This is a genomic window from Neisseria yangbaofengii (assembly GCF_014898075.1).
Classification (GTDB): Bacteria; Pseudomonadota; Gammaproteobacteria; order Burkholderiales; family Neisseriaceae; genus Neisseria; species Neisseria yangbaofengii.
In genome coordinates this window covers 1,057,996-1,071,081 of sequence record NZ_CP062976.1, presented here as the reverse complement: position 1 = coordinate 1,071,081, position 13,086 = coordinate 1,057,996, and the positions used below count along the sequence as shown (strand labels likewise).

12 protein-coding genes are annotated in these 13,086 nt (G+C 48.7%); 2 read left to right on the top strand and 10 right to left on the bottom strand.

All coding sequences use genetic code 11. From position 1 onward, the window contains the following. Positions 1–62 precede the first annotated feature (62 nt). Complete coding sequence (locus H4O27_RS05100) at positions 63–986, top strand: pseudouridine synthase (protein ID WP_165008049.1); 924 nt, start codon at positions 63–65, stop codon at positions 984–986. Between the two features lie 48 nt (positions 987–1,034). On the opposite strand, the gene ispG is transcribed toward H4O27_RS05100, so the two are convergent. The 9 genes from ispG to cmk form a co-directional block, all read right to left on the bottom strand. After that, positions 1,035–2,300 (bottom strand): flavodoxin-dependent (E)-4-hydroxy-3-methylbut-2-enyl-diphosphate synthase, encoded by a 1,266-nt coding sequence (gene ispG / locus H4O27_RS05095; protein WP_165008047.1) that lies wholly within the window; start codon positions 2,298–2,300, stop codon positions 1,035–1,037. A gap of 2 nt (positions 2,301–2,302) precedes the next feature. Beyond that, on the bottom strand, positions 2,303–3,169 hold the full coding sequence (locus tag H4O27_RS05090; protein ID WP_165008045.1) for a helix-turn-helix domain-containing protein: 867 nt from the start codon (positions 3,167–3,169) through the stop codon (positions 2,303–2,305). 3 nt (positions 3,170–3,172) lie between these two features. Continuing rightward, positions 3,173–3,928: a type IV pilus biogenesis/stability protein PilW gene (gene pilW, locus H4O27_RS05085; protein ID WP_165008043.1), complete on the bottom strand. Its 756-nt coding sequence runs from the start codon at positions 3,926–3,928 to the stop codon at positions 3,173–3,175. Positions 3,929–3,931: 3 nt separating this feature from the next. Beyond that, positions 3,932–5,026 carry a dual-specificity RNA methyltransferase RlmN gene (gene rlmN, locus H4O27_RS05080; RefSeq protein ID WP_165008041.1) on the bottom strand — a complete coding sequence of 365 codons (1,095 nt, stop codon included), beginning with the start codon at positions 5,024–5,026 and terminating at the stop codon, positions 3,932–3,934. A gap of 228 nt (positions 5,027–5,254) precedes the next feature. Next, positions 5,255–5,680, bottom strand: coding sequence for a nucleoside-diphosphate kinase (gene ndk / locus H4O27_RS05075; protein WP_165008039.1), 426 nt, complete (start codon positions 5,678–5,680; stop codon positions 5,255–5,257). Between the two features lie 118 nt (positions 5,681–5,798). After that, positions 5,799–6,941, bottom strand: a complete 1,143-nt coding sequence (zapE, locus tag H4O27_RS05070; protein WP_165008037.1) for a cell division protein ZapE — start codon at positions 6,939–6,941, stop codon at positions 5,799–5,801. Between the two features lie 153 nt (positions 6,942–7,094). Further along, positions 7,095–7,409: an integration host factor subunit beta gene (locus H4O27_RS05065; RefSeq protein WP_095503440.1), complete on the bottom strand. Its 315-nt coding sequence runs from the start codon at positions 7,407–7,409 to the stop codon at positions 7,095–7,097. Positions 7,410–7,420: 11 nt separating this feature from the next. Further along, the gene (gene rpsA / locus H4O27_RS05060; protein WP_165008035.1) at positions 7,421–9,103 is read right to left on the bottom strand and encodes a 30S ribosomal protein S1; all 1,683 of its coding nucleotides are present in this window, start codon (positions 9,101–9,103) and stop codon (positions 7,421–7,423) included. A 222-nt stretch (positions 9,104–9,325) separates the two neighbouring features. Next, a complete protein-coding gene (gene cmk / locus H4O27_RS05055; protein WP_165008033.1) occupies positions 9,326–9,985 on the bottom strand; it encodes a (d)CMP kinase in 660 nt (219 codons plus the stop codon). Positions 9,986–10,185: 200 nt separating this feature from the next. Here cmk and H4O27_RS05050 point away from each other — a divergent pair, with 200 nt between their 5' ends. After that, positions 10,186–11,412, top strand: coding sequence for a uracil-xanthine permease family protein (locus H4O27_RS05050; RefSeq protein ID WP_165008031.1), 1,227 nt, complete (start codon positions 10,186–10,188; stop codon positions 11,410–11,412). 76 nt (positions 11,413–11,488) lie between these two features. On the opposite strand, the gene H4O27_RS05045 is transcribed toward H4O27_RS05050, so the two are convergent. Further along, positions 11,489–13,033 carry an alpha/beta hydrolase-fold protein gene (locus tag H4O27_RS05045; protein WP_165008029.1) on the bottom strand — a complete coding sequence of 515 codons (1,545 nt, stop codon included), beginning with the start codon at positions 13,031–13,033 and terminating at the stop codon, positions 11,489–11,491. Positions 13,034–13,086: the final 53 nt, after the last annotated feature.

Genomic DNA, 13,086 nt, shown 5'->3' with positions numbered 1-13,086 from the left:
CAGTTGCAAGGCCGTCTGAAAATCATTTCAATGCCGACAAGGCTTCGGGTAGAATATGCGGCATGAACACACGCACGAATCCCCTGCCGCTGCTCGACGGCATAAAACCCAGCTATCTGGTATTGCCGCACGACAAATCGTTTTACGGCTTACCGCTTTTGCACTTTTTATGCACCCGTTTTCCGTTTGTTGATGAAGCCAGTTGGCGCAAACGCTTAAACAGCGGATTTGTAGTCGATTCAGACGGCATGTCGCTGAATGCGGATACGCCGTTCCAGCCCGGCCAAACAATTTATTATTACCGTGAAATAAGCCGCAAAGACGAACCGCGCATTCCGTTTGACGAAAAAATCCTGCATGTTGACGAGCATTTGATTGTGGCGGACAAACCGCATTTCCTACCCGTTATTCCCAGCGGACGTTTCTTGCGCGAAACCTTGCTGACCCGCTTGCGCCTGCACCCTGACTTGCAACACTTAAACATTGAGCACATCACACCGATTCACCGCTTAGACAAAGACACGGCAGGCGTGATGTTGTTGTCGCACAATCCGGCCAGCCGCCGTGATTATCAGACCATGTTCCAGGATAAAGCAGTACGTAAAACCTATGAAGCGGTTGCCCCCACGCGCACGGATTTGGTTTACCCTTATTCGGTGCAATCACGGATGGTACGCAGTGACAAATTTTATTTAACCCAAGAAGTCGATGGCGAACCAAATGCCTTTACCACCATCGAATTGATTGAAAACCGCGGTGCAACCAGCCTTTACCGCTTGCAGCCGATTACCGGCAAAAAACACCAGCTTCGGGTACATATGATGAGCTTGGGGATGCCACTGTCAAACGATGCTCTTTACCCTGTTCCCCTGGCGGCAGGCTGTGAAAATTATGAAAAGCCGTTAAAATTATTGGCTAAAAGCATTGAGTTTACCGACCCAATCAGCGGCGATACTCGGAAATTTGAAAGCATACAGAAACTATAAAATAAAGGCCGTCTGAAATATTTATTTTCAGACGGCCTTTCATATTAATTAAGCATTTTTAATCGGAATCACGCGTGGTTGAACGCGTTTTGCACCGCCTTCACGGTAATTCTCTTTCACATACTCTTCGACAATCAGCAAAAATTCTTGTGCGATGTTGTCGCCTTTTAAGGTGACTTTGCGTTCGCCATCAACATAAACTGGCGCGACCGGCGTTTCACCCGTACCCGGCAGGCTGATGCCGATGTCGGCCAACTTACTCTCGCCAGGCCCATTCACCACGCAGCCCATAACGGCCACGTTTAAGGATTCTACACCGGGGTAAACTGTGCGCCACACGTTCATTTTTTGACGCAGATAATTTTGCACATCTTGCGCCAATTCTTGGAAAACCGTGCTGGTGGTACGGCCACAGCCCGGGCAAGCCGTTACCATCGGTGTAAACGAACGCAAACCCATGGTTTGCAAAATTTCTTGGCCGACAATCACTTCCTGCGTGCGCGAACTACCCGGCTCTGGTGTCAAGGAAATGCGGATGGTGTCGCCAATGCCTTCTTGCAGCAACACTGCCAATGCCGCAGTGGATGCCACAATGCCTTTGCTGCCCATACCTGCTTCGGTCAAACCCAAATGCAGTGGATATTGGCAGCGGCTGCCCAGCTCGCGATACACTTGAATCAAATCCTGCACCGCACTGACCTTGCATGATAAAATGATTTTGTCTTCCGGCAAACCCAAATTCACCGCTTTTTCAGCCGACTCCAAAGCAGACACAATCAAGGCTTCTTTCATCACTTCTTCTGGCGGGCGCGGCGTAGCCGAAGCCATGTTGGCATCCATCATGCGCTTGGCCAGACTTTGATCCAAAGAACCCCAGTTCACACCGATGCGCACGGCTTTGTTGTTTTCAGCCGCAGTGCGAATCATGTAGGCAAATTTTTCATCGCCTTTTACGCCTTTGCCGACATTACCCGGATTGATGCGGTATTTGGCCAAGGCTTTGCCGCATTCGGGATATTCGGCTAACAAGCGTTCGCCGTTGAAGTGGAAATCACCGACCAATGGTGTGTTGTAACCCATGTCGTCCAAGCGTTGGCGGATTTCAGCCACTTTGGAGGCTGCTTCGGGGCTGTTAACGGTAATCCGCACCATTTCCGAACCGGCATCGCTCAACTCTTTAACTTGTAAAGCAGTGCCTTCGGCATCGGCTGTGTCGGTGTTGGTCATGGATTGCACCACCACCGGTGCGCCGGAACCAACGGTCACATGATCGATGCGGACTTGATGCGTTTGGCGGCGTTTGAGTGTGTTCATGTTTATTTTTTTCCTGCGATAAAGGTGGCAGACTGTTTGCCCGGCACACGGTAATCAACCGGACGAATGCCGATGCCACCGTAATTGGCTTCGGCACCGGCCGCGATACCGATCCAAACTTCATACGGCGCACCGCCTTTGAAGCGGCGCTCGCTGCCGGCCGGAATGATGTTGCTGAACACCATTTTGCCGTCTTTATCATGAATAATCAGATTGCTGCGGTATTGTACTTTCACCCACAATTCATCGGCAGCCACTTCGATTTCCGGCTCGGAAGCCGCCGCTGAAGCGGCAATATCTGAAGCGGCAGAAGCAGCCGCAATCACTTGTGTGCCTTGCTCGGTCATTTTCGATACTTCGACATTGCCGGTTTTTAAAGCCGGCACTTGCAGACTATTTTGCACAGCGCTGCTGTCTTGCGCGTGTTGCTGGTTATTTTCTAAATTCGACTTGTTTTGCCATAAATAAATGCCGCCGGCTATTAATGCCAAAGCCGCCACGCCCAAAATCCATTTTGGAAAGCCGTTTTTCTCTATGCTTTGGTAATTGAAACCGGCATCTTTTTCGCGGTTAACAGCATACACATGTTCAGCGGTTTGCGGCACAACGGTTTTCAGACGGCCTGCAATTTGCCGCTCATCCATTTTCAACAAACGCGCGTATGAGCGCAAAAAACCGGTGGCAAATACCAAACCGGAAAAGCTGGAATAATCGCCTTTTTCCAAATCTTGAATTTGCTCGGCCGATAATTTCAGACGGCCTGCAATGTCACTGATGTCGATACCTTGCTTTTCACGCAATTGGCGCAGCTCATTGCCCAATGTTTTTGCTGCTTCGGTATTGTATGCTGTTTTTTGTTGGCTATCCATGTATTATCGACCTGTCGTCACTGCCTGTAGTTCTTCAGAATAAGGGAAATTGGTTCTTAATTGCGCTTCGTATTCGTAAGCGGCTTGGGTGTTGCCCAGCGCATTGGCCAAACGCCAACCCAGCAATAAATCATCTGCCTGCAATACGTCAACTTTGCTTTGGTATTGGCGGAAGTAATAATCGGCATCGTTCAGACTGCCTGCCAGCATTTTAGTGCGTGCCAATTCTTTGAATGCCGGCGGAAACTGCGGCGCAGCGGCCAAAGCGCGCTCTAAATAAGCTTCGGCCAATGAGAATTGACCCATTTTCGCGCTGCAAATGCCTTTGTTTAAATTCGCCACATACGGGCTGGGATAGGTCGGATCCGACAGCGCTTTGTCAAAATACTGAATCGATTCAGCCGGATTATTCATGTGGCTGCACACAAACCAGCCGTAGTTATTGTTGATTTCCGCGCTATCCGGTTTTAACGACAAAGCCTTCAAAAAGCTTTCTTGCGCTTTGTCTTGCACCTTCAAATATTGGTAAATCTGCGCACGTACCAGCCAAGCCACTTCGTTTTTGACATTGGAGCCCAGCGCATCTTCAATCGCCTGCGTTGCCTGGCGGTAATCCTGAACGCGCATGTATTCCAAAGCCAATTGCGTTTTGATGTTGGACACCTGTTTCGCACGCTCGCGCGGGCTTGGGCCAGATGGACCGGCGCACGCGGCCAATGTTAAGGTAACAATTAAAGACGGTAAAATGTTTAATTTCATAGCTTAACCCTGTTGCTCAACCAAAATTTGCTGCCATTTCTGCTGACGCTTGGTTTTATCCTGCACCTGCCCCGCCAACTGGCCGCAAGCCGCATCAATATCATCACCGCGCGTTTTACGCACCGTCACCACATGACCGGCCTGCTGCAAAATATCGCGGAATACGCGGATATTTTCATTAGAAGAACGGTCGTAACCGGAATTCGGGAACGGGTTAAACGGAATCAGATTGAATTTACACGGCACATCTTTCACCAATTCGTTCAGTTCGCGTGCGTGTTGCGGTTTGTCGTTAATGCCATCCAGCATAACGTATTCGAAAGTGATGAAATCTCGCGGTGCTTTCACCAGATAACGCTGACACGCCGCCATCAATTCTTTCAGCGGGTATTTTTTGTTCAACGGCACAATCTCATCGCGCACGACATCATTAGACGCATGCAGCGATACTGCCAAAGCAACCGGCATAGCATCGCGCAAGCGATCCATTTGCGGTACCATACCCGATGTCGAAACAGTTACGCGGCGGCGGCTCAAACCATAGCCATGGTCGTCAAGCATAATGCTCAATGCAGTGACCACGTTGTCAAAGTTGGCCATCGGCTCGCCCATGCCCATCATTACCACATTGGAAATCACGCGCTCATTTTTCGGCGTTACGCCCATGGCTTTGTTTGCCCACCACAATTGGCCGATGATTTCAGCAGCGGTCAAGTTGCGGTTGAAGCCTTGGCGGCCGGTAGAACAAAACGTGCATTCCAATGCACAGCCGACTTGCGATGAAATACACAACGTTCCGCGCTCGGCCTCGGGAATAAAAACTGTTTCCACGCCGTTACCGGTGCCTACATCCAGCAACCATTTGCGCGTACCGTCAGTCGATTCTTGTGACGTCATCAATTGCGGAATGCCAACGGTAGCCTGTTCGTTTAATTTTTGACGCAAAGACTTGGCCAAATCGGTCATTTCGTCAAATTCAGATGCACACGATTGGTGAATCCAACGCATAACCTGTTTGGCACGAAAAGGCTTTTCGCCCATCGCGGCGAAGTGTTCGGTCAGGCCTTGCAAATCAAAATTCAGTAGATTGGTTTTCATGTATTCTTGAACTATAAAGAAGCTGTCAAATTAAAATTGTATAAGATGCAAGATACAGCTTTAATTTAAAAGCTTTTCATTTTCAGACTGCCCGCTTCGGTGTTGTAACAAAAGGCTGTCTGAAAACATATTCTACAAAGTCTTTCAGCCGTCTGCCTGTTTTTCCGAATACGGATTGCATTCGGAAAAATCATTCAGACGGCCTCAAACAAATCGGCAATGCGTCAATTAACGAGGGCAAATTTCGCTGTCGTTAAAGAAGTAAGCGATTTCGATGGCAGCATTTTCCAAGCTGTCAGAACCGTGTACGGCATTGGCATCGATAGATTCGGCAAAGTCGGCACGAATGGTACCGGCAGCTGCTTCTTTAGGATTGGTCGCCCCCATCAGCTCGCGGTTTTTCACTACGGCATTTTCGCCTTCCAACACTTGAATCATTACCGGGCCGCTGGTCATGAATTTAACCAAATCAGCAAAGAAAGGGCGCTCTTTGTGTACAGCATAGAAACCTTCGGCTTCTTCTTGAGTCAGGTGTTTCATTTTTGCGGCAACGATTTTCAAGCCGTTGCTTTCAAAACGGTCATAAATTTTACCGATAACGTTTTTGCCTACGGCATCCGGTTTTACGATAGAGATGGTGCGTTCAATAGCCATGTCATGTCCTTATATTCATTGCATTTTGCAATGGGGTTTTCAAAATTCTACCAAGCTTTATTTTACCAAACTTCGTTTGCTTTTGGTAAAAAGCAGCTTCGCCCGGTCAAAATTACGCTTATTTTTTCTTACCCAGCGTCAAGTGCGGCTGCCCTAAATACACTTCAGACTGCATTTCTACCATACGGCTGGCGGTGCGGGTAAATTCTGCGGCAAAATCACCTTCAACATAAATATCATTCACACCAACTGCACTGGTGGCGCACAATTTCACACGGAAATCATACAAGACGTCAATCAGCCAAGTCAGGCGGCGTGCTTCGGCTTTTTCCAACGGTGTTAAACGCTCTAAGCCGGAGATAAATACAATTTCATAATTCTCTGCCAAATACAGATAATCTGCTTGCGAACGCGGGCCGAAGCACAAAGCACGGAAATCAAACCAGATTGCTTTGTCTGATTTGGCTTTATGCGGAATTTCACGGTCGTGAATGATGCTGATGCCCGGATTCAATTCCGATGCATGCGCCATTTCTTTAAACAATCCGGCCAGTTTGTTTTCATTTTCTTCATTGCTCGGTACAAAGAAAATTTCAGCCGGCTTCAAGGTACGCAAGCGGTAATCTTCGCCGCCATCCACATTTAACACTGTCAGGCTGGACTCAATCAAAGCAATAGTCGGCAAAAAGCTGCTTCGGTTTTGCCCTTGCGGATAAAGCTCGGACGGCGCATAGTTGGAAGTTGCCACCAACACCACACCTTCGTTTAACAGATTTTCGAGCAAGCGGCCAAGAATCATGGCATCGGCAATGTCGCTGACGTGAAATTCGTCAAAACACAAAACACGCGTTTCTTGGGAAATTTCGGAAGCCACGGCTTTTAGAGGATTTGCCTCGCTTTTCAAACCTTTCAAACGCTGATGAATTTCGGCCATAAAGGCATGGAAGTGAACACGGCGTTTGCGTTTATAAGGCAGACAGCCAAAAAAAGCATCCATCAAAAAGCTTTTACCACGGCCTACGCCACCATAAAAATACAAGCCTTTCGGCACTTGCGGAGAACGCAGGCTGCGGCCTAAAAAACGGTTGCGTTTGCGTTTGAACATCATCAATTCAGTCCACAAACGGTCTAAATGCTCAATGGCAATGGCTTGAGCTTCATCACGGATAAAATTAGGCTGCTGGGCAGCGGCCTGATACCACGTCAACGGACTGTGGTTTTCAAAACTTGGCGGAACAAACAGATTTTCTCTATCACTCATTACCGAACCTTATTATTTATTAATTCTAACTGAATGGCAGCCATTATAAATGATTTCAGACGGCCTCCAAGCACTTATCGTACGAAACTTCTTTATTGCTTGAATTTATAAGAAAAAACGCCGCATCTCTGCGGCGTTTGATTACTCAGTTTTTTAGTTGGCGTTCTCTTGCAGAGCCAAGTCCACACGTTCGCGCAATTCTTTACCCGGCTTGAAATGCGGAACATGCTTTTCAGGCACTTCCACACGCTCGCCGGTTTTCGGGTTGCGACCCACACGGGCTGGACGGTGGTTCAAGTCAAAGCTGCCGAAACCACGGATTTCAATACGTTGGCCGCGAGCCAGCGAACGGGTCATGGTATCCACCAAAACCTTCACGCTGTACTCAACATCTTTAGCCATTAATTGATTTCCGTTTTTTTCGGCAAAAACCTCTGCCAAACGAACCATTAATTCTGACTTAGTCATTGTCTGTAACCTTATTCTTCACCAGACAATTTGGCTTTCAGCAAGTCGCCCAAGCTGGTGGTACCGGCATTGGCAGTTGCTGCAGCATTCACTGAGTTCAGAGCGTCGCGGTTTTCTTTGGCATCTTTGGCTTTTACAGACAGACGGATGCTGCGGTTTTTGCGGTCAACGGTCGCAATGACGGCTTCTACTTCATCGCCTTCTTTCACAACGTTGCGCAGGTCTTCTACACGCTCGCTGGACCATTCGGCTGCAGGCAGGTAGGCTTCTACTTCTTCAGACAGGGCAACTACGGCACCTTTGGCATCTACTGATTTCACAGTACCTTTAACCAAAGAACCTTTGTCGTTTACGCTGATGAAGTTGCCGAACGGATCGCCTTCCAGCTGTTTGATACCCAAAGAGATGCGTTCTTTGTCAACATCGATTGCCAATACAACGGCTTCAACTTCTTCGCCTTTTTTGTATTTGCGTACGGCTTCTTCGCCGGCTTCAGTCCAAGACAGGTCAGACAAGTGTACCAGGCCGTCGATACCGCCAGGCAAGCCTACGAATACACCGAAGTCGGTGATGGATTTAACCGCACCGGAGATTTTGTCACCTTTGTTGTGGTTGGCGGCAAATTCTTCCCAAGGGTTGGCTTGGCATTGTTTCATGCCCAAAGAGATACGGCGGCGATCTTCGTCGATTTCCAAGATCATTACTTCTACTTCGTCGCCCAGTTGAACCACTTTGCTTGGGTGTACGTTTTTGTTGGTCCAGTCCATTTCGGAAACGTGTACCAAACCTTCGATACCTTGTTCGATTTCAACGAATGCACCGTAGTCGGTCAAGTTAGACACTTTACCGAACAGGCGGGTACCTTGTGGATAACGGCGGGTCAGGCCGCTCCATGGGTCTTCGCCCAATTGTTTCATGCCCAGAGAAACGCGTTGTTTGTCTTGGTCGAATTTCAATACTTTGGCTTCAACTTCTTGACCGACTTCCAACACTTCGCTTGGGTGTTTCACACGGCGCCATGCCAAATCGGTGATGTGCAGCAAACCGTCGATGCCGCCCAAGTCAACGAATGCACCGTAATCGGTGATGTTTTTAACGATGCCTTTAACCACTGCGCCTTCTTGCAGGTTTTCCAGCAGGGCTTTGCGTTCTTCGCCCAGAGTGGCTTCCAGAACGGCACGGCGAGATACGACAACGTTGTTGCGTTTTTTGTCCAGTTTGATAACTTTGAATTCGATCTCTTTGCCTTCAAAGTGTGAAGTGTCTTTCACCGGACGGACATCAACCAGCGAACCCGGCAGGAAGGCACGGATGCTGTTGATCATTACAGTCAAGCCGCCTTTTACTTTGCCGTTGATAACGCCGGACAGGATGTCGCCGTTTTCCATTGCTTCTTCCAAAGCAATCCAGTCTGCGGCACGTTTGGCTTTTTCGCGGGACAATTTGGTTTCGCCGAAGCCGTTTTCAACGGATTCGATGGTCACGGTTACGAAATCGCCTACTTTAACTTCAATCTCGCCCTGAGCGTTTTTGAATTCAGCTACGTCAATCAGAGATTCTGATTTCAGACCTGCGTTTACAGTAACGAAGTTTTGATCGATTGCCACTACTTCAGCGGTAATCACTTCACCTGGGTTCATTTCTTGCAGGGTGAAGCTTTCTTCCAATAACTGGGCAAAATTTTCCATAGTCATAAATAACTCTTTTCGGTACACCGCCAAGGGGTGCGGGGTAAGTTAGACATCGTTTGCCGCCCTTGGCACGACAAACGTCAAAATCAAATCGGTTAAAATGACAATGCGGCAGCAAAGAAACCATTGTGCAGCTTTCTTATTTTAACCGACTATAATTTTTCAGACGGCCTTTCATGATAAAAAGGCCGTCTGAAATCAAGCAAAAGAATTATACAGCAATTTTCAGACTTTGCTATACCAATCAAGCACTTTTTTTACGCTTTCCTCGATACCCAGCTCGGTGGTATCCAAAAGCTGCGCATCCGGCAATTGCTGCAACGGCGCTACGGTACGGCGGCGGTCTGCTTCATCACGCGCCTCGATATCCGACAGAATGCGGTCAAATTCCACACCTTCACACGGCAAACCGATTTGTTTGGCACGGCGTCCTGCACGCACTTGCGCACTGGCGGTCAAAAATATTTTTAATGCCGCTTCAGGAAAAATCACCGAACCGATATCGCGCCCGTCTGCCACCAAGCCTTTGTCGGTTAAAAAATCACGTTGGCGTTGCAATAAAGCAGTGCGCACCTGCGGCAATTGCGCGACGGCCGACGCGCCCATGCCGATGGCTTCGGTACGGATTTGGTCGGAAACATCTTCGCCATCCAGCAATACTTTTTGGCCGTCAAACTCAGCCGGCAAACGTTCCGCCAATTTGGCCACGCCCGCTTCATCCGTCCACTCGGTATTTTCTTTTTGAGCATATAAGGCAGTCAGGCGGTAAAGCGCGCCCGAATCCAGATAATCAAAGCCCAAGGCAGCGGCGACGCGCGAAGCAACCGTTCCTTTTCCTGAGGCACTCGGCCCATCAATGGCAATAACTTTTTGTTTTTCCGACATATCCGTTCTCTTTATCGTGTTAGGTTTGAAAGCAGCGCAAAGGCCGTCTCAACAATATTTCGGCCGTTAGCAACATTATAAACAATCTCGACCGCAAATTCATGGTTTCAGACGGCCTTCCTATGCAAAGGCGATACAAAAACTGCCTGAATCATCGTATAATCGCGGCCGATTGTTTCAAAATCATAACGGAATTTAACATGCAACAACTTAAGCTTGCCATTTCCGGCGCGCAGATTTTATTTGTCGCGTTCGGCGCAATGGTACTTGTCCCCCTGCTTACCGGCCTGAATCCTGCTCTAGCCTTGCTTGGCGCAGGTATCGGCACGCTTTTGTTTCAATTGCTCACCAAGCGCAAAGTACCGATTTTCTTAGGCTCTTCGTTTGCCTTCATTGCGCCTATTATTTATTCCATCGGCGAATGGGGATTGCCGTCAACCATGTTCGGCCTGTTTGCCGCCGGTTTTATGTATTTCATCTTTGCCGCACTGATTCGCTGGCGCGGTTTGGAAGCAGTACATAAATTATTGCCCCCTGTGGTCATCGGACCGGTGATTATGGTCATCGGTTTGTCGGTAGCCGCAGCGGCCAGCCAAATGGCCATGGGCCAATCCGGCGGCCGGCAAATCATCGAATACAGCGATTCATTGATTCTGGCCGGGTTCACTTTTGCCGTGACCGTGGTTGTGTCGGTATTCGGCAGCAAAATGATGAAGCTGATTCCGATTTTAATCGGCGTGGCTTCAGGTTACATTTTGGCGCTTGTTATGGGCTTGGTTGACACTTCGCCGATTGCCGCCGCACCTTGGTTTGCCATTCCTCACTTTGAAACACCCGAAGTCAACTGGCAAGCGGCTTTGTTTATGCTGCCTGTCGCCATTGCACCTGCCATCGAACACATCGGCGGCATCATGGCCATCGGCAACGTGACCGGCAAAGACTATGCCAAAGACCCGGGCTTGGATAAAACCTTGGCCGGCGACGGTTTTGGGGTGTGCGTAGCCGGCTTAATCGGCGGCCCGCCTGTGACCACTTACGGCGAAGTCACCGGCGCGGTAATGATTACCAAAAACAGCAACCCGAAAATCATGACTTGGGCAGCCATTTTCGCCGTCAGCATGGCATTTTTCGGTAAATTCAACGCGTTTTTGGCCTCGATTCCTTTGCCGGTGATGGGCGGCATCATGATTTTGCTGTTCGGCACTATCGCATCATTGGGCATGAAAACCCTGATTGATGCCAAAGTGGACTTAATGCAGCCGAAAAACTTGGTGATTGTCAGCTCGGTATTGACCACTGGCGTGGGCGGCATGATTATTAAATTCGGTACTCTAAGCTTCGCCGGTGTCGGCTTATGCGCAATTTTGGCGATTTTGCTGAACTGGATTTTACCGACGGCAAAAGATCCTGCTGCGCCAGTCGAATAAATTAAATATTGTTGATATAAAAGGCCGTCCGAACAATGTTTTTCAGACGGCTTTTTCTTAAATACCAATTCAAGCTTTAACGCTCACCAAACAGATTAATCACCCCATCTGCCAACGCTTTTTGCCATACCGCATAATCATGGCCTCCGCTGTATTCGCGGTAAGTCACCATATGGTTGCGGCGTTGCAAAATGCCAACCAGTTGGCGTGAAGAAAAGACGATGCCTTCTGCCGCGGCCTCTCCCTTGCGGGCGGTTTCATACTTTCCGGCCATGATGTACCACTTTAACGGTAGCTTGGATGATGAAGCAAACGTTTCATGAATGCCTTCGCCCGTCTTATTTTTCCACCAAAAAGAACCCGACATCGGCAGCACATTGGCAAATTGCTGCGGGTGGCGCAAAGCAATGTAAGCAGCGGCCAAACCACCATAGCTACTACCTGCAATCACGGCCGATTCGCGGTGGTGGGCATAGCCGGTTTGCTGCTCAATAAAAGGAATCAGCTCTTGCACCACCATATCGGCAAACTGCGGATTGGCAGGCAATTCTTTGCTGCGCTCATGGTTGTCAATCATCACGGCAATTATGGGCGGCAGGTTTATTTGTGCGCGCAAACGGTCGAGCACGGCGGGAAGCTGCGTTTTCTCCAGATAATCTTGCCCGTCAAAAAGATACAGCCATACAGGTTTTGCCTTGCTATCTAGGTTGGTTTGATAAATCCATATCCGGCGCGTATTGTTAAGCATTTTACTGGTAAAAGCATATTGTTTCAGACGGCCTTTTGGCTTATCGAGGCCATCTGAAAAAGTATCCTGATTCAAATCCACCAAAGAATCTCTGCCAAAACGGCGCGGATTAAACGGGTCGGGCTGCAATACCGCCAACAATGCGCGCCGTTTGCGATATTGTGCTTCTTTTTCGTTGCTGTCCAAATTTTCAGGCGAGGGCACATCGGGAGCAAGCCGGTAGCTTAAGCGTAAATCATTGGGTACGGTAAAACTTTTGTACCAAACGTCGCTGTCAGGCAGCTTTTCCATCCACTCATGGTCGTTGCTCGGGGCACCCAATACGCGCACATTTTTTTGTGCGCCACGATAAAGAAACGTCAGCAAACGGCCGGAACTGCCCGTTCCTTCCACCAGCGGTGTGCCTTTGCCTGCCATTTCTTGCCAAAATTTTTCCAAGGCTTGTCTGTCGTGTTTTAAATCCTGCTGCAAGGCTTGCAGACACGGGCTTTGCGGTGCGGCGTTTTCACGAATAACGCCATCGATGGTGGCATTGCTTTGTTTTAATGTTAATTCATAGCAGATTCGGGGATTTTCCTCCGCCTTCAAACTCAGACTCGCCCACTTTTCAGACGGCAACCACAATAAAAATTGTTGCCCGTTGGTTTGGTTATGAAACAACATACGCTCAAGGCCGTCTGAAATCGCATTCAGTGTCATGCCTTTACGCGCAAAATCAACGCCGCTGAAACGAATACTCCCCTCGATATAGCGGCCTTTTGATAAATCCAACGGAATATCAGCAACCCTATGCCCATTCAAACAGGCTCGGCTATCTGTCTTGGCAACGGAAAAAGCGGGCAGCAGAAATAAAGCAAAAAAAGTGCGTTTCATGTATTTCCTTAAAAGATTCAGACGGCATTTGACGAAAACGGCCGTCTGAAACC